Below are 23,313 nucleotides of genomic sequence, written 5' to 3'. Positions count from 1 at the left end.
TTGCTAGTTTTTTATCAAAAAATAAAACCCGCTTTATATAAGCGGGTTTTTAATTATAGATAAATTCATTTCAGCAATAGTCTATCCAATAATGAATAATGTAAAAAATTAAGCCAATTCTGCATCTACTATTGGTTGTTCATTTCCATATTCATCAATTAAAAAAATTGATACCCAATCAACACCATCGCAGAGTAGCTGTTGCCACGTGATTTTACGCTCATCAATTAAGTTCACATGACCATTTTCATCTAAGTCATAAAGTTCTTTTTCAGAATCATAGTCAATACTGTAGCCAAATGTTAATTTTATTTTTGACGCAGGCACATTAAGTTTTTCAAGTGATCTATTGTTCTTTTCTTCATTAGAGTGACTATCACAAAACATTGCGTTATATCCATGCACCGTTTCATCAAATAGCAATATTTCTTCTTTACTATTAATGGATTTTGCCACAATTTTAATATTGGAAAAAGTTGGCTCTAAACCAGTAATATAGCCATTTTCTAATTCACCATAATAGTAAATTTCAAACCATTGTTCTTTATTGGATGATTGGATAAAAAAAGATGTTTCTCCGTCAAACTCATCTTCAATAATGTTTATAGCATATTGTGTTAAATGGGATGGTATTTTCATGTTAATTCTTCTTATCTATGTAAACGATATGGTTCGTCCATCGCAACAAAAGATTGTTCTTGTAATGCATCATTTATCCAATCTTTAATGCCTTTGGTATTACAAATAGTATCAATATAGTTGTTAAGAATTGGGCTGGTTGCTATATGATAATTTTTTAATCTTAGGCATAAAGGGGCATAAAAGCCATCGGCTATACTAAAATCGCCAAACAAATAGTTACAATTTGTTTTTTTCGAGGTTAATAACGAAGATAGCAAATCATCTAAAAACATGATTTCTTTTTTTACCTCTAAATGGTCTCGTAATATTATTTGCCCTATTTGAGGAAACTCAGCTTCAATATTCATCGGCAAATAAGTTCGAATAGCTTGAAATCCAGAATGCATTTTAGCGACTAAACTTCGAGCAATTGCTCTTTTTTTGGGGTCAGCCGGCCATAAAGCTAGGTCGTGATGCTTTTCAGCCAAATATTCACAAATAGCTAAAGAGTCACTTATCACTAAATCTTCATCAATTAGGATAGGTACAGTGCCGTATTTTGAAACAGAGCACATTGTCCTTTTAAACAAAGAATCATCATTAAAACTATCAAATTTAACAAGCTTTTCGTTAAAAGGAATATCAAAATATTTCATCACAACCCAAGGACGCATAGACCATGTTGAGTAGTTTTTATTGCCAATATAAAGTGTATAATTCATATTCAATATCCCTTTTAACAAAATTAATTAAAATCGAAAAAATTGTTCGCTAACCAACTTTTCTTTTTTAAATAATATTTATTCCAAATGTTATTTATAAATAAACTAAATTGGTACCTTTTTCTGGTTGGAAAACAGCTTTTCCAAATTCATCCAGAAAATAAGCAATGTGATCCGATTTATCGCCTAATAAACGACCTTTAACTTTATTCCACGTTAATAATGCTATCGTTGAATCAGGTTCACAGCAAATTAACATAGGTTGTTGAAGTTCATCATTCCAATAGAACTGACCACCATATAATTTATGCGCAGTTAATAACAGATAACAGCCATATTCTTGCGATATCATATTCAGTTGTTCTTCTGGCAGACCGAAACTTTTATCAGCCATTTCGCCAATGATCATCTCAACGACGGTAATGCTTTTTTCGGAGTAATCGAGTTGATTAATACTCCAAGTTGGACTGTGTAAAATAGCATTTTGTGCCCATGCTTCGATTTCTTGATACAATTCATTTTTTTGTTCAGTCATTTTGATTCACTTTAAACGTTTATTATCTTGTTCTAACTGCTTAACACTTTGCCATGCATCTTCCATTTCTTCAAGTGTTGCATCGGGTAAAGCACGATCTTTTTGTTTGAGTATTGATTCTACTTGCTTAAAACGCCGTTCGAATTTTTTATTAGCTTGTTGTAAACAGAGTTCTGACTTTACCTTTAAATGTCTGGCTAAGTTAACAGTAGCAAAAAACAGATCACCAAGCTCTTCTTCAATTTTTTGATGATCGCGTTCAGTTCGATTGAGCTCTTGCTCTACTTCGCCAATTTCTTCTTTTACTTTATCTAATACAGGTTGTAATTCATTCCAATCAAATCCAACTGATGCACAACGTTTTTGGATTTTTTCGGCTTTCATTAAAGCTGGGATAGAATTGGGTATATCATCTAATATTGAATATTGTGCTCGTTTATCACGTTCTTGTTGTTTTAATTGTTCCCAATTAGGTTTTTTTTCCGTTTTATCGGTAAAGATATGGGGGTGACGACTGACTAACTTATCGGCAACCGCATTACAAATATCATCAAAATTGAACTCCCCTTGATCATTAGCTAAATCAGCGTAAAAAATGATTTGAAATAATAAGTCGCCCAATTCATTTTTTAGTTCTTGCATATTTTGATGATCAATGGCATCTAAGACTTCATAGGTTTCTTCTAAAGTATAACTTTTTAAAGATGCGAAAGTTTGTACTCTATCCCATTCACAACCATCAATAGGATCACGAAGTTGCTTAGTAATAGCTTGTAGGCGTTTTAGTCCATTCACGATACCGACACCTCTAGGATTTTAACAATGATCGCATATTGTAAAGCTTTTAAGTCAAAAGCGGTTATTATTTTACACTCGAATTAACACAAATTTTTAATATAACGAGTAAAAATTTTATCGAAAATTATAATAAAAAGTATAAATATTCTGTTATTGATAGAACTTCTAGTCGATAAAAGCGAATTAAGTATATAATAGCTTCTTATCAAATTAACCTAATGACATAATATGAATAATTTACGAGAACTTACATTAAGAGGCACTATTTTAGGTGCTTTTATAACTGTCATTTTTACTGCATCGAATGTCTATCTTGGCTTAAAAGTCGGATTAACATTCTCATCGGCTATACCTGCCGCAGTAATTTCAATGGCAATATTGAGGCTATTTTCAGGATCGACAATCTTAGAAAATAATATGGTGCAAACCCAAGCTTCTGCTGCGGGCACATTATCTTCAATTATATTTGTTTTACCTGGCTTATTAATGATTGGGTATTGGCAAAGCTTTCCATTTTGGTTAACACTTGCAATTTGTGCCGCCGGTGGAATGCTAGGAGTACTATTTTCAATCCCGTTGCGTCACGTTATGGTGGTCAAAAGTAATTTACCCTATCCAGAAGGTGTTGCTGCTGCCGAAATATTAAAAGCTGGCTCAAAGACTGAAGGAAATGACGCTAATGATGGACTAAAGGATATTTTATTTGGTGGTGTGGTAGCCTCCATTGTGAGTTTATTTACTAATGGTTTTAGAATTTTGTCAGACAGCACCGCTTATTGGTTTACTGCTGGTAAATCCATTTTTCAACTACCGATGGGCTTTTCGTTAGCGCTTTTGAGTGCTGGTTACTTGATAGGTATTATGTCAGGTATAGCGGTTTTAATTGGAACAATTATTGCTTGGCTATTTGGCATTCCAATTTTAAGTCTAATTAGTGATTATGATTCAAGTCAACCTTTATCACAAATTGCTATGGGATTTTGGGCTAAAGATATTCGCTTTATTGGTGCGGGTACTATTGCTATCGCAGCTATTTGGACACTACTTACTTTAATCAAACCAGTAATCGAAGGATTAAAAATTTCATTCAAAACCATGCGCTCTGATGTTTCAGCGAGCGATATTGCCCCAACAGATCAAGACTTATCACCTAAAACGATATTCTTAATCATGGCAGGCATGTTGATGATTCTACTTATTACCTTTTATGCGTTTATTGCTGATAGTGGATTATCATTAGGCGTAGCATGGTCATTAGTCATATGTGCAGTACTATTTGCATTTATTATGGGCTTTTTAGTAGCAGCTGCTTGTGGTTATATGGCAGGATTAGTTGGATCATCCGCGAGTCCAATCTCAGGTATTGCGATTGTGGCTGCTATTGTTATTTCACTTATCTTACTTGGTTTAGGCGAAATCAATGGTATGTTGGACTCTATCGAAGGTACCAACTTTGCAACAGCTCTTGCACTATTTACCACCAGTGCTGTTTTAGCCGTAGCATGTATTTCTAATGATAACCTGCAAGATCTAAAAACGGGTTATTTAGTCCAAGCCACACCATGGAAACAGCAAGTCGCATTATTAATCGGTTGTATTGTTGGCGCTATTGTTATTGCCCCTATCTTAGAAATTTTATACAACGCTTATGGCTTCACTGGTGCGGTTCCTCGTCCAGATATGGATCAATCACAAGTATTAGCAGCACCACAAGCAACTCTTATGACGACCATTGCTAAAGGTATTTTTTCACATAATCTTGATTGGACCATGATCTTAATCGGCTTAGTGGTTGGTGCGGTTATTATTATTATTGACTTAGTTTTAGCTGCTAATAACTCTAAATTTAGATTGCCTGCTCTTGCTGTTGGTTTAGGTATTTATTTACCGCCAAGCATTACTATGCCTATCTTCGTGGGAACAGTATTATCGTGGATTATAAAACGTAATGCTTATGCAAAAGCAACAACGCTTAAATTGAATCCAGAAGAAGAGTATAAAAAAGTCGATCGAAAAGCTGCATTAATTGCTTCAGGTCTGATTGTTGGTGAGAGCTTAGTCGGGGTAATTTTAGCTGTTGTAATTGTAATTAGCATTGCTAGTGGTGGTAGTGATGCTCCACTTGCCATACCAACTGATTTAGGGGTATTACCTCAATATTTAGGACTTTTGGTTTTCGTGACCATTTGTGTATTATTTATTCGTCGAGCATTATCAGTGCTTAAACGATAATTTTATTATGATGCCCTTTATCAGAATGAGATAAAGGGTATTATAAGCTATTTCAGGGTATTTCCTAATTTAAGCGTTAAGGCAATATTCATTGATGTCTGAAAAAGATTCGCTCTTGCTGCCGTAGGCTCTAGAACCTCGGATAAGGTAGCAACTTTACTTAAAATGCTAAACATCGCATTAATCCCATAAGGATAAATAGTTTCTGCTTTATCACCTAAACTACCAACAATTGCTATAACTGGTTTTTGATATTTTTGAGCAATACGGGCAACACCTACAGGGACCTTACCATTGATACTTTGATAATCTAATCGTCCTTCACCCGTAATAACTAAATCGGCATCCGAAATCAGTGTATCTAAATTTAAAGTTTCAGTAATAATTTCAATTCCAGGTCTTAATTTAGCATTCATAAACGCTAATAAAGCGGCTCCCATTCCCCCTGCAGCGCCTGTTCCTGGAGTAGATTCAATATCGATATTAAAACTATTTTTTATTATTTGGGCAAAATGTTTAAGATTTTTATCAAGCAAATGAACATCAGCGAGTGACGCTCCTTTTTGTGGTCCAAATATGAATGAAGCACCATTTTCACCCGTTAACGGATTAGTAACATCACAAGCGACTTCAAAATCACAATCTTTAATTCGTCGATCAATTTCACTAATGTCAATTTTATCAAGTTCACTTAATGAAATACCGCCATAACCGATTTGATTACCATATTTATCTAAAAGTTTAACACCTAATGCTTGCAACATTCCAGCTCCGCCGTCATTTGTTGCACTACCACCGATACCAATGATAAATTTTTTACAACCTTTATCAAGAGCATCTTTGATTAATTCTCCAGTACCATATGAGGTAGTAATTTTAGCATCTCGTTTACTTACAGGTACACGCTCAAGGCCACTTGCTGAAGCCATTTCTATCACAGCTGTTTGTCCATCTCCTGAAATACCATAAAAAGCAAAACCTTTTTCGCCTAATGGATCAGTAATAGATACCGTGATTTTATTACCATTTAATGCATCAACCATTGCATCAACAGTCCCCTCTCCTCCATCAGCAACTGGAATTAAAAAATATTCAGCCTGTGGGTAAACGTTTAAAAATCCCTTTTTAATTATATTAGCAACTTCAATAGCACTTAGGCTTTCTTTAAAAGAATCAGGAGCGATGACAATTTTCATATCTATCCTTATGGAATTAGTCAAAGTTATTGAGTATGTCACCATACTCAATTTTAACCTTATTATTTAATTTCTATTTTCGCTAAGCTCTCATAGTAACGTGCCAACGCACTATGATCGCATTCTCCCATACCATCAGTTTTAAGGGCTTGCATCATTTCCATTACAGCTGCAGTTAATGGTAATGACGTACCAACACCGTGAGAAGTATCTAAAGCATTTTGTAAATCTTTAATATGTAAATCAATTCTAAAACCGGGTTTAAAGTTACGATTTAAAACCATTGGCGCTTTAGCATCTAATACCGTACTTCCAGCTAATCCTCCACGAATGGCTTGATAAACTAATTCAGGGTTTACACCAGCTTTAGTTGCTAATACTAATGCCTCAGACATAGCTGCAATATTCAAAGCAACAATTACTTGATTTGCTAATTTAGTGACATTTCCAGCACCAATTTCACCTGTGTAAACAACTGAACCTGCCATAGCTTTCATTATGTCATAATGTTTATCAAAAATAGTTTTATCGCCCCCCACCATAACAGATAATGTGCCATCAATTGCTTTTGGTTCTCCACCACTAACTGGTGCGTCTAACATTGCCAAACCTTTTTTAACAACTTCATCATGAATTTCACGACTTGCTAAAGGTGCAATTGAACTCATATCTATGATAGTAGTACCCGGTTTAGCACCATCAATTATACCATTTTCGCCTAAAACAACTTCTTTTACATGTGGTGAATTAGGTAACATAGTAATTATAACGTCACAGAGTTGAGCAACTTCTTTAGCATTTACAGCACTTTGTGCTCCAGCAGCTACAACTTCATCAACCGATGATTGATTTTTATCACACACTACTAATGAATAACCCGCTTTTAACAGGTTTTTGCTCATCGGTTTACCCATAATACCTAAACCAATAAAACCAATTTTCATTTTACTCTCCTTTTTTACAATTAAACTAGTACTAGTTACTTTAAAAACTTATCTGCTAATGTTTGAGTTGAGTTTCTTAACAAACTAAGATCACTACCAACTGCTACGAATGTTGCTCCCATTGCAATATAATGATGAGCATCAGCTTCAATCGGAGCTAAAATGCCACATGCTTTACCTTGTGTTTTAGCTACCTCAAAAACATGTTTTATTGTGGCTTGTACGTCAGGATGCTTAGGATTTCCAAAATGTCCTAATGAAGCAGATAAATCACTTGGTCCAACAAAAATACCATCAACACCCTCAACTGCAGTGATTGCTTCAACATTATCAACTGCCTGTTGAGTCTCAATTTGTACCATTACACAAATATTTTGATTAATTTTAGTGAAATAATCTGGAATTGTTCCAAAAGCATTACTACGATGAGCGACTGAAACGCCTCTTAGACCTTCCGGTGGATAACGAGTATAAGATACAGCTTGTTTAGCTTGCTCTACCGTTTCTATATAAGGGATTAAAAAATTATAAAATCCGATATCAAGTAATCGTTTAATTAATACTTGATCATTCGAAGCTGGACGAACGACCGGTGCACTAATGCTATCTTTTAATGCCATTAATTGTGGCACAAATGTCATAACATCATTAATGGCATGTTCACCATCGAGTAACAGCCAATCAAAACCAGCTAAACCAAGTATTTCAGTTGAAATTGGATTTCCTAAAGCAGCCCAACAACCAATAAGTTTTTTACGTTCTAACATATCTTGTTTAAATTGATTGTGGCAGGTTATTTTTTTCATAATTTACCTTTTTGATTATCGCGTTATTTTTTGATAATAATAGTTTGATTATCTAACCAAACATGGTTTTTTACTATCAAACTGCCAGCCTGAAATTAAATATTGCATAGCCATTGCATCATTACGGTTACCAAGACCCATCGTTTTAAATAGCTCATGCGCTTTCATCACCTGATCCATATCAATTTCAATTCCTAAACCAGGTTTTTCTGGAACTTTAATTTTACCGTTGGTGATTTGTAATGGTTCTTTAGTCAAACGTTGGTTACCTTCTTGCCAAATCCAATGGGTATCAAGTGCTGTTGGATTACCGGGTGCAGCTGCGCCAACGTGTGTGAACATCGCCAACGAGATATCAAAATGGTTATTAGAGTGTGAACCCCAAGTTAAACCAAATTCATGACACATTTGTGCAACACGGACAGAACCATTCATAGTCCAAAAGTGAGGATCTGCTAATGGAATATCAACGGATTGTAATAATAATGTGTGTCCCATTTGACGCCAATCAGTTGCAATCATATTAGTCGCTGTCGGTAAACCAGTGGCACGACGAAATTCAGCCATGACTTCTCGCCCTGAATAACCTTGTTCAGCACCACAAGGATCTTCTGCATAAGCCAACGTATCTTTTAAATACTTACCAATACGAATTGCTTCATCTAATCGCCATCCACCATTAGGATCAAGTGTTACTCGAGCTTCTGGGAATCTCTTTTTTATTGCAATTACAGCTTCTGCTTCATCTTCTGCAGATAAAACGCCACCTTTCAATTTGAAATCACGAAAACCATATTTTTCATAGGTTGCTTGAGCTAACTGCGCAATTTTTTCAGGCGTTAATGCTTCTTCATGTCGTAGGCGATACCAATCACATTTTTCATCATCTTGACTTTGATAAGGTAAATCCGTCTTCTTACGATCGCCTATATAAAATAAGTATCCCAACATTTCGACTTCATCACGTTGTTGCCCATCACCCAGTAATGATGCAACCGTGACACCTAAATGTTTACCTAATAAATCTAACATTGCTGCTTCAATAGCAGTAACAACATGAATTGTTGAACGCTGATCAAATGTCTGATTGCCTCGCCCACCAACATCACGATCAGCAAATTGAAAACGCACACGATTCATAATATTTTTATAGTGCCCAATAGATTGACCAACGACTAATGATTTAGCATCTTCTAATGTTTTAGTAACAGTTCCTACACATGGAACTTCGCCGACACCGATGTTACCTGAGTTATCTTTTAGGATAACGATATTTCGAGTAAAATACGGCGCATGAGCTCCACTTAAATTAAGTAACATACTGTCATATCCAGCAACAGGATAAACATGCATTTCCGTTATAATTGGTGTTGATAAACTCATAAAATTAACCTCTTAAATTTTTATTTCTCTAATTCTGTGTTAACGAACCATACAAGGTCGTTTGCGATCAAACTGCCATCCAGGAATTAAATATTGCATAGCAATAGCATCATTACGTGCACCATTCGCTAATTTTTTATGTAATTTGTGGGCTTTCATGATTTGTTGCATATCTAATTCAATGCCTAGTCCAGGTTTATCATGCAATTTAATTTTGCCATTGGTGATTTGTAATGGGTTTTTAGTCAATCGTGACTGACCTTCTTGCCATATCCAATGGGTATCAAGTGCAGTTGGATTACCGGGGGCTGATGCACCAACATGACTAAACATCGCTAAAGAGATATCAAAATGATTATTGGAATGACACCCCCAAGTTAATCCCCATTCATGACATAGCTGAGCAACACGACTTGCACCTGTTAAAGTCCAAAAGTGCGGATCAGCTAAGGGTATATCAACGGCTTGTAACATAATTGAGTGACACATTTCTCGCCAGTTTGTTGCAACCATATTCGTTGCTGTTGATAGACCTGTAGCACGACGAAACTCTGCCATTACTTCCCGTCCTGAATAACCATTTTCAGCACCACAAGGATCTTCAGCATAAGTCAATACATGGTTAAGTCCTTTGCATAATTGTATTGCGTCTTCCAGTAACCAACCGCCATTAGGATCTATGGTGATTCGTGCATCTGAAAAATGTTTTTTTAGCTCAATAACAGTTTCAATTTCTGTTTCACCCGTTAATACACCACCTTTCATTTTGAAATCTTTAAAACCATAACGATCTTTTGCTATTTCGGCTAATTCTAATACCGATTGTACTGTCATCGCTTGACGACGACGAACGTTGTACCATTCATGGCCTGTTTTGATGGGCTGGTCATAAGGCAGATCAGTTTTCTTATCATCGCCAATATAAAATAAATAGCCCAAAACAGTTACTTCATCTCTCTGTTTTCCACCACCGAGTAATTCAGCCACAGGTACATTCAAAAATTGCCCCATTAAATCCAATAGTGCAGACTCTAAAGCCGCAACGGCATTAACTCGTAGTTCAAATGTCCATGCACCTTTACCAAAAGTATCATAATCAGAATCTAAGTAGCCTTGATGCATATCATTTACAATACGATTCAGAATCGAAATAGGTCTACCCTCAACATGAGCACAAGCATCTTTCAATGCATTTTCAATCGTTGAACCTCCTGGAGCTTCACCAACACCGACATGACCTGCACTATCAGTCAATATCACAATATTGCGAGTAAAGTATGGACCATGTGCCCCACCAATGTTCATTAACATGCTATCGTAACCAGCAACAGGAATAACTTGCATTGAAGTAATAATAGGAACGGATTGGGTATTCATATTACGATTCTCCATTTCATAAATTCATTTAGTTATATTTAATCTTCTTTTTTTAATTCCATTCGTTTAATTGGACCAACAAGAAATAAATAACTAAAAGCAGCAACAAATGCGTGACCGGCAACAAAAACTAGTGCCCATTCAAAGCGACCTGTCCATGCCACAATATAACCAATAATAATTGGAGAAATGATACTTGATGCATTACCAAACATATTAAATAACCCACCCGCTAGACCGCTCATTTCTTTTGGTGCAGTATCAGCCATTACAGCCCAACCAAGTGCACCGACACCTTTGCCAAAAAAGGCCATTGACATAAATAAAATAACGAGTCCAATTGAATCAACGTAATTACAAATGATTATGGTCATTGAAAATAACATACCTAAAATGATTGGTGTTTTACGTGCTTTTGATAAAGAATTTGTTTTGCGCATAATGAAATCAGAAATAACACCACCACTAATTCCACCAATAAAACCACAAATAGCAGGAACAGCGGCAGCAAACCCAACTTCTTTAATATTCATTCCACGTTGTGTTGCCAAATAAATAGGGAACCAAGTAATAAAGAAAAATGTTAAACAGTTGATACAATACTGACCTAAATAAACACCAAGCAACATTCTATTGGTCAATAATTGCCATAAATAACTTAATTTTGGACCATCTTGCATACCATTTTCTTTTTTCTGATCCATATCAACTAAAGCACCACCTTCAGCGATATAATCAACTTCGGCTTGATTGGCTAAAGGATGGTTTTTAGGGTTGCGAATAACAAATAAAGTAATAATACTGACAAAAATACCCAATCCACCCATAAAGAAAAATACTGATTGCCAACCATATTCATACGTCAGCCACCCCATAATTGGAGCAAAAATAACCGTTGCAAAATATTGAGCTGAGTTAAAAATGGAAACTGCTGTTGCCCTTTCTTTAGCGGGAAACCAAGCTGCAGTAATACGACTATTGCCTGGGAATGATGGAGCTTCAGCAAGGCCCATTAAAAATCGGAAAGTAAAAAGCATAACTAGTGCCCAAGCACCTATAAAAAAATGTACGGTACCTTGTAACAAGGTAAAAATTGACCAAAATAAAATACTAAAAAAATAAACCCTTTTTGAGCCAAATTTATCCAATAACCAACCTCCTGGTAATTGCCCGATTACGTATGCAATACCAAATGATGACATAACCCATCCCATTGCAGCGGCATCAAAACCTAATTCCCCCGACATTGATTTACCAGCTATACCTAATGTTGCTCTATCTCCGTAGTTAATCGCTGTGACTATAAATAAAAAAACGACCGTCATCCATCTGGCATTGGTCCTTTTTTGTTTGGTTTTGTTTATTTCCATGTTTAGCTCCTAACTGATAACTCTCAGTTAATAATTAAATATTAAAGATTTAGCTGAAGTAGAAAATAAATAGACTTTTTACATTTCTAAGTAATCCACTAATGGTAGATAAGTATGGAGGGTTCACCATGAAATTTCATTGGGCAAAATTACAAAATATTGATGACAATTACATTTATTTATATGCAAATACACAAATCAATGTTACGTTCTTCACAAAATTTTGATAAAACAGCCTAATTTTGTGATATAAACCTACTTTTATAGTGATTTTTATGATATTTAGCCAATTTATATGCTAATAATTGTGGATATGCACAATGCTATTTATTTTATAAGGATTTAAGATATAACAAATAGATTATTAAATATGTTATAAAACTTAAGTTGCTATTAATAAATATTGATAAAAAGTTAATTAGCATAATGGGAGTTAAGTAATGGAGAAGCAAATTAACAAACCTCTCTTTATCAAAATTAAAGAAATTGATAATGTTGCGATTGTTGTCAATAACAATGGATTACCTAAAGGGACGATTTTCGACAATGGATTACAGTTAATTGAAGATATACCACAAGGTCATAAGGTTGCATTAAATGATATAGACCAAGGTCAAGCCATAATACGCTATGGTGAAATCATTGGTTATGCCAAAACAGATATTAAACAAGGTTGCTGGATAAATGAAGCAGTGACACAAATGCCAACAGCTCCTGAATTACATGAATTAGAAATAGCAACTAAAAAAGTGACCCCATTACCACCTTTAGAGGGTTATACGTTTGAAGGTTATCGCAATAAAGATGGTTCCGTCGGTACTCGTAATATACTTGGTATTACCATGAGTGTTAATTGTGTTTCTGGAGTTGTTGAATATGTTGCCAAAATCATTGAGCGTGATTTGTTACCCAAATATCCCAACGTAGATGCTGTAGTTCCACTGACCCATTTATATGGTTGCGGTGTTGCCATTGATGCTCCGGCGGCTATTGTGCCAATTCGTTCTATTCATAATTTAGCTAAGAATCCTAATTTTGGCGGAGAAATTATGGTTATTAGTTTGGGATGTGAAAAGTTACAGCCAGAAAGATTGCTCAAAGGTACACATGATACTATTCCGATTAAATTAGAAAATGATGACCTTGTTACTTTGCAAGATGAGCATGGTTTTAAAGCAATGGTTGATCATATTTTGCGTGTTGCTGAAAAGCATTTACAACGTTTAAATCAACGTAAACGAGAAACGGTGCCTGCATCAGAATTAATCGTTGGGATGCAGTGTGGCGGTAGTGATGCATTCTCAGGCGTTACGTCAAATCCGTCTGTCGGCTTTGCTTCTGATTTATTAGTGAGATGTGGTGCAACGGTTATGTTTTCTGAAGTAACCGAAGTCCGAGATGGAATTCATTTACTTACGCCAAGAGCTATCGATGAAGAAGTTGGTAAAGCACTAATTCGAGAAATGCAATGGTACGATGAATATCTTGCTGCCGGAAAAGTTGATCGTAGTGCCAACACTACGCCAGGAAATAAGAAAGGTGGTTTAAATAACATAGTTGAAAAGGCAATGGGATCTATTGCAAAATCAGGAACAAGTCCAATCGTTGAAGTATTGTCTCCCGGTCAAAGACCAACCAAAAAAGGATTAATCTTTGCTGCAACGCCTGCTAGTGATTTTGTGTGTGGTGCACAACAAGTCGCATCAGGTATTACATTACAAGTATTCACCACTGGCCGTGGAACCCCGTATGGATTAGCAATGGTACCTGTCATAAAAATGTCTAGCCGTAATATTGTAGCTGAACAATGGTTCGATCTCATTGATATTAGCGCAGGCGATATTGCTTTAGGTAAGGCAACCATTGAGGATATAGGTTGGCGACTTTTCCATTTGATTTTGGATGTAGCAAGTGGTCGAAAACAACCATGGTCAGATCATTGGAAATTATACAATCCACTGGCTATTTTCAATCCCGCACCAGTAACGTAAAAAAACTAAAAAATACATATTAAGATATTATTTAAGATAATTCTAAATACACCTTAATCATAAAATGATAAAGAAGTGTATTTAGAATTTATTCGTTTCTATTGAGTTGTAAACCAATATACAATAATAGGCGATCATCGAATTTGGCTAAATTTAAACCAGTTAATTTAGCAATTTTATTTAATCGATATTCTAAAGTATTGCGATGAATAAATAGCTCATTGGCCGTATCGCCATTTTGTACATTATTTTTAAACCACGTTTGCAATGTTTTTTGTAATACTCCGTTGTTGTCTCCCATCCTTAATTTTTTCAAAGGTAATAATAACTCTTCGGCTTGCCAATCATAACTTAAGCCATGTAATAAAACAGGAAGAATCAGTTCTTGATAATAATAATTACGTATGTTCGGCATTCTTTGTTTGCCAATTAACATTGTTGTTTTAGCGGTTTGATAAGATTTAACTAACGGATAAGGGTGCTGTTCAAAATAGTTACCCAATGAAATTCGAATATCTAAGTGAGTAGATTCTTTTATGGTGATGACTAATTGCTCTAATTTCTTTTTATGTTCCGATAGATCCCATCGACCATAACGATTTAAGGCCGGAATTAAAATAACTAATTCAGTAATAGATTTAATCGCAACTAAATTATGCTTGCTCACATGCTGTACTTGATTTTGTAGATGTTGTAATTCACTCATTGCAGTATCAATACCCAATTGACCGCTATCGACTTCAATCATGCACACTACGCGTGGTAACTGTAAATTAATATCTAATCGCTTAACCCATTGCACCATACTTTCAGGCAAAACCTCTTTCTCAATTAGAGTTAGAATTAATTCTTCTTTTAAACGATTATCATAAGATAATTCCTGTAATAATTGTGTTTGTTCCATCATCATTTCTGCTGACATACAGACCAATTCACCAAATTGTCTAATATCCGATGGCTCACCTGTTAAACCAATAACGCCAACTATGCGATCATTAAGCTTTAATGGTAAATTGATGCCTGGTTTAACGCCTTTCAAACGTTTAACCATTGTTCCGTCTATTGAAACAACTCTTTTTTGCGATATTGCGAGTATTGCGCCTTCATGTAATTCCCCAATACGTTCTAAATCACCACTGCCAATAATACAACCGTCAGCATTCATTACATTGATATTACAATCAATAATTTTCATGGTTCTGTCGACAATCTGTTGAGCAATTTTAGGGGTCAGGCAATAAGAATTCATTACCATATTAAATTTCCTATTATAATTTTGCATAAGCATCATTTTTTGTTAGCATAACACATTTTATATTGAATCATAGGTGACTTAGTCATGATAGTATTTGATTCCATTCAAGTTCGCCGCGGTGTTAATGTACTTTTAGATAAAGCTTCTGCCACAATTAACCCTAAACAAAAGGTCGGATTAGTTGGAAAAAATGGTAGCGGAAAATCTACTTTATTTTCACTTATTAAAGGTGAAATCGAAGCGGATGCAGGTACATTGACTTTTCCTAGCCAATGGCAACTGGCTTGGGTAAATCAAGAAACCCCTGCATTGGATATACCCGCTATTGAATATGTTATTGATGGTGATCGGGAATATCGCCAATTAGAAAAACAGTTAGAACTAGCCAATCAACAAGATGATGGTCATCAAATTGCGCTGGTTCATGAAAAATTTGACAATATTGATGCATGGACAATTCGTCCAAGAGCTGCAACACTATTACATGGTTTGGGATTTTCTAATGAGCAATTATTACTACCAGTAAAATCCTATTCTGGTGGTTGGCGTATGCGCTTAAACTTGGCACAAGCTTTAATGTGTCGTTCTGATTTATTGTTACTCGATGAACCTACCAACCATCTTGATTTAGATGCTGTAATATGGCTTGAAAAGTGGTTAAGCAATTATCAAGGAACCTTAATTTTAATTTCTCATGACCGAGACTTTTTAGATCCGCTGGTCAACAAAATTATACATATTGAACAACAAAGTTTATTTGAATATACCGGTAATTATTCTTCGTTTGAAACCCAACGCTCAGCTAAACTCGCACAACAACAAGCACTTTATGAAAATCAACAAGCTAAAGTTGCACATTTACAAAGTTACATTGATAGGTTTAGAGCTAAAGCAACCAAAGCTAAACAAGCTCAAAGCCGTATTAAAATGTTAGAAAGAATGGAACTCATTGCTCCTGCTCATGTTGATAATCCTTTCCATTTTAGCTTTAAAAAATCGGAATTTTTACCAAGTCCACTATTAATGATGGAAAAAGTTGTTGCTGGTTATGACGAAAAAATTGTGTTGGAGCAGATTAAACTAAACTTAGTACCTGGTTCACGCATAGGTCTATTAGGTCGTAATGGTGCGGGGAAATCAACCTTAATTAAATTACTGGCTGGTGAGCTTGCACCTAAAGAGGGACATATAAACCTTGCTCAAGGTGTTCAACTCGGTTACTTTGCCCAACATCAATTGGAATATTTACGTCCTGATGAATCAGCACTGTGGCATCTGTCTCGGATTGCTGATCCTAAAAATACAGAACAATTGTTACGTAATTATTTAGGTGGCTTCGATTTTCATGGCGATAAAGTTAAAGAACCAGTAAAAACTTTCTCAGGTGGCGAAAAAGCTCGGCTTGTTTTGGCCTTAATTGTATGGCAAAAACCTAATTTGCTTTTATTAGATGAACCAACTAACCATTTAGATTTAGATATGCGCCAAGCACTCACCGAAGCACTTATCGGATTTGAAGGAGCATTAGTGGTCGTGTCGCATGATCGTCATTTATTAAGGTCGACAACTGATGAATTCTACTTAGTGCATGATCATAAAGTTGAACCTTTTGACGGTGATCTTGATGATTATCAAAAATGGCTTTCTAACGAACAAAAATTAGAGAATCAACCAATAGATCAAGAAGATAAAATCGAAAAAGAGGTTATCAAGAAAGAAGTTATTCAAAATGTTTCAGCTTTAGATCGTAAAGAACAAAAGCGTAAAGAAGCAGAACGTCGTGCACAAATGCAGCCGTTGAAAAAACAGCTTGAGAAAGAAGAACAAATTCTTGCACGATTAACGAGTCAACTACAAACACTTGAACAACAATTGGCCGATCCAATTGTATATGAAGCCGATAAGAAATCAGAGTTAACTGAGTTACTCCTTAAACAGAGTCAATTGAAAAACGAGTTAGAAGAAACTGAATTAAAATGGCTAGATGTTCAGCAGCAACTTGAAGAGTTTGAAGTAAAAGATAATTAGCGTCAATACGATAAAATATGATGCTTATATTATTGCTCGGTTGATAAACAAAAAAATCACAGAATTAATTCTGTGATTTTTTTTTACTTGTAAAAGAATAAATAAATTCTGATAAAAATTTTAGCTTTTTTCTACTTGGCTAAAATCAAGTTCAACAGGTGTTGAACGACCAAAAATTGAAACCGATACTTTTAAACGGCTTTTTTCATAATCAACTTCTTCAACTACACCATTAAAGTCAGCAAATGGTCCTTCATTAACACGAACAAGTTCACCTGGTTCAAATAATGTTTTAGGACGAGGTTTGTCACCCACTTGTTGTAAACGATTCATTATCGCATCAACTTCGCGCTGACTGATAGGTGCTGGTCTATCGGATGTACCACCAATGAAACCCATAGTTCTTGGTACACTTTTAACCAAATGCCAAGTCGCATCATTCATCATCATTTCTACTAAAACATAACCCGGAAAGAATTTACGTTCACTTTTACGACGTTGACCACTTTTCATCTCAACGACTTCTTCAGTCGGTACAAGTACTTCACCGAATGAATCTTCCATATTATGTAATTTGATATATTCACGTAATGATTGTGCAACACGCGCTTCGTAACCAGAATAAGCTTGAATAACATACCATCGTTTTTGTTGTGTTTCACTCATATTAACGTCCTATTGATGTTAAATAAAAGACTACTGAACGGAATAAAGAATCCATTCCCCAAAGCGCTAAACCAACAACCACTGTGATGGCGGCAACTAATAAGGTTGTCTGTACTGTTTCTTTACGAGATGGCCATACAACCTTTCTTAATTCTTTTCTTGATTCTTCTAAAAATAATATAAAGGATTTGCCTTTAACAGTTGTGAATGCAATAAATAAAGTTAATGCAGAAATCACAACAACGGCAATTATCCGAACGATCGTATTAGGTTGATATATATCATTAGGTCCAGCAAAATAAAAGTTGCCCCAAACAATAAACGCAATCAATACTAAAACTAAACCCCATTTGAATTTGTCTAGAATAGTATTTGTATCTTGACTCTCGTTACTTACTAGCATATAAAACCTACGATTATGTTATTTATAATATTATCTATTTTCCAAAATGCTCTTTTCCTAAAAACATTTTGCTAAACAGACCAGATAAGAAAGGGCATCAAATGATACCCTTTCTATGGTAGCTAATAATTTAACTATTTAATAACCTTAGCAACAACACCAGCACCAACAGTACGACCACCTTCACGGATAGCGAAACGTAAACCGTCTGCCATCGCGATTGGGTGAATTAATGATACAGTCATTTTGATGTTATCACCTGGCATTACCATCTCTACGCCTTCTGGTAATTCGATAGTACCTGTTACGTCAGTTGTACGGAAGTAGAACTGTGGACGGTAACCTTTGAAGAATGGAGTATGACGACCACCTTCATCTTTGCTTAGGATATACACTTCTGATTCAAAATCTGTATGTGGAGTGATTGAACCTGGTTTTGCTAATACTTGACCACGTTCGATTTCTTCACGTTTTGTACCACGTAATAATACACCAACGTTTTCACCTGCACGGCCTTCGTCTAGTAATTTACGGAACATTTCTACACCAGTACACGTTGTTTTCGCTGTCGGTTTGATACCTACGATTTCAACTTCTTCACCAACTTTGATTACACCGCGCTCTACACGTCCTGTTACTACTGTACCACGACCTGAGATTGAAAATACGTCTTCGATTGGTAATAAGAATGGTTTATCAATGTCACGCTCTGGTTCTGGAATATAGCTGTCTAATGCTTCTGCTAATTCAACAATTTTTTCTTCCCATTCTGCATCGCCTTCTAACGCTTTTAGCGCTGAACCACGAATTACTGGTGTGTCATCACCTGGGAAATCGTATTGAGATAGAAGTTCACGTACTTCCATTTCAACTAATTCTAATAATTCTTCATCATCAACCATATCGCATTTGTTTAAGAATACGATGATGTAAGGAACACCTACTTGACGACCTAAAAGAATGTGCTCACGAGTTTGTGGCATAGGACCATCTGTTGCTGCTACTACTAAGATAGCGCCGTCCATTTGTGCCGCACCAGTGATCATGTTTTTAACATAGTCAGCATGGCCCGGGCAGTCTACGTGTGCGTAGTGACGAGTTGGTGTATCGTATTCAACGTGTGAAGTGTTGATGGTGATACCACGAGCTTTTTCTTCTGGTGCGTTATCGATTTGATCGAATGCACGAGCTTGACCGCCGTATTTTTTAGAAAGTACAGAAGTAATAGCTGCAGTTAAAGTTGTTTTACCATGGTCAACGTGGCCGATTGTACCAACGTTAACGTGGGGTTTTGTACGTTCAAATTTTTCTTTAGACATCGATTGTCCCTCAAATGTAATACAAATCGGTGGTTATTCACCACATTAACCAAGTATCATATTTAATTATCAACATAATACTAACTTAAAATTAGCTCTGAATAATAACAGATAAAGCCGTATAGTGACAAGCTTTAAAGCAGGCAAATTCGATATTTTTAGAAGTTTAGGAGAATAACAAGAATGGTGCTGATAGGCAGATTTGAACTGCCGACCTCACCCTTACCAAGGGTGCGCTCTACCAACTGAGCTATATCAGCAATTGGAGCGGGCAGCGGGAATCGAACCCGCATCATCAGCTTGGAAGGCTGAGGTAATAGCCATTATACGATGCCCGCATGTTCAAACTCGGCTACCTAAATGCTTCGATTAGCTATTGCTAATATTAGATTAATGGTGGTGGGGGAAGGATTCGAACCTTCGAAGTGTGACACGGCAGATTTACAGTCTGCTCCCTTTGGCCGCTCGGGAACCCCACCCCGAATCTTTATTAATTTGTCTACTTAGGAAAATGGTGCCGGCTGCCGGAATCGAACTGGCGACCTACTGATTACAAGTCAGTTGCTCTACCTACTGAGCTAAGCCGGCCTAAGTGCTGCGCATTATGTACTAGAACATTTAACCTTGCAAGCAAAAAAAACAAATTTTATTTTGTTTGCTTAAAAAAAACTCAAAAAACATAAAAAAGCCTGAAATATAGGCTATTTCAGGCTTTTTTTGAATCAAAAATAATGTGTTAGATTATTTCTTTTTTGGTGCTTTTTTCTTAGTAGCTGCTACGCCTTTGGCTGCTGTATGTACAGCAACATCTTCGCTAATATCCCCTTTATCTTGATATGCACGACCATAGTATGTATCAAGTAGGATTTGTTTTAATTCAGCAATGAGCGGATAACGCGGGTTAGCGCCAGTACATTGGTCATCAAAGGCATCAACAGCAAGTTGGTCCACTTGTGCCAAGAAAGCTTTCTCATCCACGCCAAACTCTTTAATTGAGAATGGAATATCAAGTTCTTTTCTTAATTGATCTAACCAACCAATTAATTTCTCAACTTTCTTCTCATCTTTGTCAGCTGCAGCAGTTAAACCTAAATGATCGGCTACCTCTGCATAACGGCTAACAGCTTGAGGATAACCATATTGGCTAAAGGTACCTTGTTTAGTCGGTTTATTAGTTGCATTAAAACGCACTACATTACTAATTAGCATTGCATTTGCCACCCCATGAGGAATATGGAATGCAGCACCAATCTTATGCGCCATTGAGTGACAAACACCTAGAAATGCTTGTGCAAAAGCGACACCTGCTAATGTTGCAGCACTATGCACTTTTTCACGTGCTTGTGGGTTTTTAGCGCCTTCTTTATAGCTTGCCGGTAAATAAGCTTTAAGCATGCTTAACGCTTGTAACGCTTGTCCATCAGAAAACTCAGTTGCCATAATTGAAACATAAGCTTCTAAAGCATGAGTTACCGCATCATAACCACCAGCAGCACAAAGTGATTTTGGCATATTCATTACTAAGTTAGCATCAACAATAGCCATGTTTGGCGTAATTGCATAATCAGCTAAAGGATATTTTTGACCAGTTGCATCATCAGTAACCACAGCAAATGGTGTCACTTCAGAACCTGTACCAGAAGTGGTTGTAACGCAAATTAGTTTCGCCTTTTTACCCATATTAGGGAAATGACAGGTACGTTTACGGATATCCATAAAGCGCAATGCTAGCTCATCGAATTTTGTTTCAGGGTGTTCATAAAGAACCCACATGATTTTAGCCGCATCCATTGGAGAACCACCACCTAAAGCAATAACAGTATCAGGTTGGAATGATGTCATTGATTCAGTACCTTTTCGAACCACACTCAAGGTTGGATCGGCTTCAACATCATAAAATGTTTCGCAGATAACGCCTTGTGATTCTAATTGGTCAGTAATTTGTTTTGAGTAACCATTGTTAAATAAAAATTTATCAGTTACTAAAAAGACTCGTTTTGCGCCTTGTTCAACAACTTCATTTAAAGCAACTGGAAGTGAGCCTCGTTTAAAATAGATAGAACTTGGTAATTTGTGCCATAACATGTTTTCTGCTCTCTTAGCGATGGTTTTTTTGTTTAGTAAGTGTTTCGGTCCAACATTTTCAGATACCGAGTTTCCACCCCAAGAACCACAACCTAATGTTAAAGATGGCGCTAAATCGAAGTTATACAAATCACCAATACCACCATGGGCTGCAGGTTGATTGATTAAAATACGGCAAGTTTTCATTTTACTACCGAAATAATCAATACGGTCACGGTTGCTATCTTGATCTGTATAAAGTACAGAGGTATGACCCATACCACCCATTTCTACTAATTTTTCAGCTTTTTCCACCGCTTCAGCAAAATCTTTTGCTCTAAACATTGCTAAAGTAGGAGAAAGTTTTTCATGAGCAAATGGTTCAGATAAATCAACTTTAGTTACTTCACCAACAAGTACTTTTGAACCTGCTGGGGCTTTAAATCCAGCTAACTCTGCAATTTTAACTGCTGGTTGACCAACGATATTAGCATTTAAAGCACCTTTATCGTTTAAGATGATACCTTGTACCGCTTTGGTTTCTTTAGCATTTAAAACATATGCACCATATTCAGATAATAAACTACGCACTTCATCATAAACAGAGTCAACTACAACGATTGCTTGTTCTGACGCACAAATCATACCGTTATCAAAAGTTTTAGACATCAGTACTGAAGCAACAGCACGTTTTAAATCAGCAGTTTCATCAATAATTACTGGTGTATTACCTGCCCCAACACCTAGTGCTGGTTTACCAGAACTGTATGCGGCTTTTACCATACCTGGTCCACCTGTCGCTAAAATAGCTGCGACATCATCATGATGCATTAATGCATTAGATAATTCGATAGATGGCTCATCAATCCAACCAATAATATCTTTTGGTGCACCCGCTTTAATTGCAGCATTTAATACAATTCTAGCGGCTTCAATAGTGGATTTTTTAGCTCTTGGGTGAGGTGAAAAAACAATCGCATTACGAGTTTTTAAACTGATTAACGATTTAAAAATCGCCGTAGAAGTTGGGTTAGTGGTTGGCACGATGCCACAAATAATCCCTAAAGGTTCGGCTAAAGTAATTGTACCATATGGTTCATTTTCAGCCACTACGCCACAAGTTTTATCGTGACGATATTTATTTAAGATATACTCTGCAGCAAAAAGATTTTTTATAACTTTATCTTCAACAATTCCCATTCCTGACTCTGCAACCGCTTGTTGTGCGAGAGGAATTCGTGCTGCTGCTGCGGCTGTTGCTGCCGCTACAAAGATTTTGTCGACTTGCTCTTGAGTATAATTTGAATAAGTTTCTTGTGCATTCTTCACACGAGCCATTAACTCATTTAACTCATTCATATTAGTTACTGCCATAGATTTCTCCTTGAAATATAAAAAATAAATAGGGATCGTTTGGCCTCTTCCTTGAAACTTTTTAATGCCTGGACATAATACAAAACGAAATTGGCATTATCGTAAATCAGATTTGTGCTTTATACAATAAGATATGCGCAAAAAAAGATTATTTTTTTTAATCAATAGATATATTTAGGTATTTTAAAATGTAAATTAAGAAGAATATTTGCAATAGGAACCCAAAAGA

General features: G+C 36.1%; 18 protein-coding genes and 4 tRNA genes. 3 read left to right on the top strand and 19 right to left on the bottom strand.

Annotation, left to right across the window (positions count from 1 at the left end; all coding sequences use genetic code 11):
• Window positions 1-108: 108 nt before the first annotated feature.
• The 4 genes from H3S73_RS00195 to mazG all read right to left on the bottom strand — a co-directional run bounded on the left by H3S73_RS00195 (window position 109) and on the right by mazG (window position 2,673).
• Window positions 109-639 (bottom strand): hypothetical protein, encoded by a 531-nt coding sequence (locus H3S73_RS00195; RefSeq protein WP_198235916.1) that lies wholly within the window; start codon window positions 637-639, stop codon window positions 109-111.
• An 11-nt stretch (window positions 640-650) separates the two neighbouring features.
• Entirely contained in the window at window positions 651-1,343 is a 693-nt protein-coding gene (locus tag H3S73_RS00190) for a glutathione S-transferase (RefSeq protein WP_086326257.1), read from the bottom strand.
• A 94-nt stretch (window positions 1,344-1,437) separates the two neighbouring features.
• Window positions 1,438-1,878, bottom strand: a complete 441-nt coding sequence (locus H3S73_RS00185; RefSeq protein WP_086308743.1) for a hypothetical protein — start codon at window positions 1,876-1,878, stop codon at window positions 1,438-1,440.
• A 6-nt stretch (window positions 1,879-1,884) separates the two neighbouring features.
• Entirely contained in the window at window positions 1,885-2,673 is a 789-nt protein-coding gene (gene mazG / locus H3S73_RS00180) for a nucleoside triphosphate pyrophosphohydrolase (RefSeq protein WP_086326258.1), read from the bottom strand.
• A 231-nt stretch (window positions 2,674-2,904) separates the two neighbouring features.
• On the opposite strand from mazG, the gene H3S73_RS00175 reads away from it, so the two are divergent.
• Window positions 2,905-4,908: an OPT family oligopeptide transporter gene (locus tag H3S73_RS00175; protein ID WP_144091262.1), complete on the top strand. Its 2,004-nt coding sequence runs from the start codon at window positions 2,905-2,907 to the stop codon at window positions 4,906-4,908.
• Between the two features lie 47 nt (window positions 4,909-4,955).
• Here H3S73_RS00175 and H3S73_RS00170 read toward each other — a convergent pair whose 3' ends face one another.
• From H3S73_RS00170 to H3S73_RS00145, 6 genes are all read right to left on the bottom strand, one after another.
• Window positions 4,956-6,104 carry a glycerate kinase gene (locus H3S73_RS00170; RefSeq protein WP_198235917.1) on the bottom strand — a complete coding sequence of 383 codons (1,149 nt, stop codon included), beginning with the start codon at window positions 6,102-6,104 and terminating at the stop codon, window positions 4,956-4,958.
• Window positions 6,105-6,166: 62 nt separating this feature from the next.
• Complete coding sequence (garR, locus tag H3S73_RS00165) at window positions 6,167-7,069, bottom strand: 2-hydroxy-3-oxopropionate reductase (RefSeq protein ID WP_256925578.1); 903 nt, start codon at window positions 7,067-7,069, stop codon at window positions 6,167-6,169.
• A 14-nt stretch (window positions 7,070-7,083) separates the two neighbouring features.
• On the bottom strand, window positions 7,084-7,854 hold the full coding sequence (gene garL / locus H3S73_RS00160) for a 2-dehydro-3-deoxyglucarate aldolase (protein WP_086326262.1): 771 nt from the start codon (window positions 7,852-7,854) through the stop codon (window positions 7,084-7,086).
• 48 nt (window positions 7,855-7,902) lie between these two features.
• Window positions 7,903-9,237, bottom strand: a complete 1,335-nt coding sequence (gene gudD / locus H3S73_RS00155) for a glucarate dehydratase (RefSeq protein WP_198235918.1) — start codon at window positions 9,235-9,237, stop codon at window positions 7,903-7,905.
• Window positions 9,238-9,276: 39 nt separating this feature from the next.
• Window positions 9,277-10,614: an enolase C-terminal domain-like protein gene (locus tag H3S73_RS00150; protein ID WP_198235919.1), complete on the bottom strand. Its 1,338-nt coding sequence runs from the start codon at window positions 10,612-10,614 to the stop codon at window positions 9,277-9,279.
• Between the two features lie 38 nt (window positions 10,615-10,652).
• Complete coding sequence (locus H3S73_RS00145; protein ID WP_198228680.1) at window positions 10,653-11,984, bottom strand: MFS transporter; 1,332 nt, start codon at window positions 11,982-11,984, stop codon at window positions 10,653-10,655.
• 452 nt (window positions 11,985-12,436) lie between these two features.
• Here H3S73_RS00145 and garD point away from each other — a divergent pair, with 452 nt between their 5' ends.
• The gene (garD, locus tag H3S73_RS00140) at window positions 12,437-13,975 is read left to right on the top strand and encodes a galactarate dehydratase (RefSeq protein ID WP_370528783.1); all 1,539 of its coding nucleotides are present in this window, start codon (window positions 12,437-12,439) and stop codon (window positions 13,973-13,975) included.
• Window positions 13,976-14,063: 88 nt separating this feature from the next.
• Here garD and H3S73_RS00135 read toward each other — a convergent pair whose 3' ends face one another.
• The gene (locus H3S73_RS00135) at window positions 14,064-15,224 is read right to left on the bottom strand and encodes a sugar diacid recognition domain-containing protein (protein ID WP_198228693.1); all 1,161 of its coding nucleotides are present in this window, start codon (window positions 15,222-15,224) and stop codon (window positions 14,064-14,066) included.
• Window positions 15,225-15,314: 90 nt separating this feature from the next.
• On the opposite strand from H3S73_RS00135, the gene H3S73_RS00130 reads away from it, so the two are divergent.
• Window positions 15,315-17,258 carry an ABC transporter ATP-binding protein gene (locus H3S73_RS00130; RefSeq protein ID WP_198235921.1) on the top strand — a complete coding sequence of 648 codons (1,944 nt, stop codon included), beginning with the start codon at window positions 15,315-15,317 and terminating at the stop codon, window positions 17,256-17,258.
• Between the two features lie 120 nt (window positions 17,259-17,378).
• Here H3S73_RS00130 and nusG read toward each other — a convergent pair whose 3' ends face one another.
• The 8 genes from nusG to adhE form a co-directional block, all read right to left on the bottom strand.
• Window positions 17,379-17,924 carry a transcription termination/antitermination protein NusG gene (gene nusG, locus H3S73_RS00125; protein ID WP_065602493.1) on the bottom strand — a complete coding sequence of 182 codons (546 nt, stop codon included), beginning with the start codon at window positions 17,922-17,924 and terminating at the stop codon, window positions 17,379-17,381.
• A gap of 1 nt (window position 17,925) precedes the next feature.
• Complete coding sequence (gene secE / locus H3S73_RS00120; RefSeq protein ID WP_065738454.1) at window positions 17,926-18,327, bottom strand: preprotein translocase subunit SecE; 402 nt, start codon at window positions 18,325-18,327, stop codon at window positions 17,926-17,928.
• 134 nt (window positions 18,328-18,461) lie between these two features.
• The gene (gene tuf, locus H3S73_RS00115) at window positions 18,462-19,646 is read right to left on the bottom strand and encodes an elongation factor Tu (RefSeq protein ID WP_065737967.1); all 1,185 of its coding nucleotides are present in this window, start codon (window positions 19,644-19,646) and stop codon (window positions 18,462-18,464) included.
• Window positions 19,647-19,830: 184 nt separating this feature from the next.
• A tRNA-Thr gene (locus H3S73_RS00110) sits at window positions 19,831-19,906 on the bottom strand.
• Window positions 19,907-19,909: 3 nt separating this feature from the next.
• Window positions 19,910-19,984 (bottom strand) — tRNA-Gly (locus H3S73_RS00105).
• A 56-nt stretch (window positions 19,985-20,040) separates the two neighbouring features.
• A tRNA-Tyr gene (locus H3S73_RS00100) sits at window positions 20,041-20,125 on the bottom strand.
• 33 nt (window positions 20,126-20,158) lie between these two features.
• Window positions 20,159-20,234: transfer RNA gene (locus H3S73_RS00095), tRNA-Thr, on the bottom strand.
• A 153-nt stretch (window positions 20,235-20,387) separates the two neighbouring features.
• Window positions 20,388-23,084, bottom strand: coding sequence for a bifunctional acetaldehyde-CoA/alcohol dehydrogenase (gene adhE / locus H3S73_RS00090; RefSeq protein ID WP_198228683.1), 2,697 nt, complete (start codon window positions 23,082-23,084; stop codon window positions 20,388-20,390).
• Window positions 23,085-23,313: the final 229 nt, after the last annotated feature.

The sequence above is a fragment of the Gilliamella sp. B14384G12 genome (genome assembly GCF_016101825.1).
Classification (GTDB): Bacteria; Pseudomonadota; Gammaproteobacteria; order Enterobacterales; family Orbaceae; genus Gilliamella; species Gilliamella apicola_N.
Note: the sequence above shows the minus strand (reverse complement) of the source record. Positions and strands in the feature narration are given on the sequence as shown.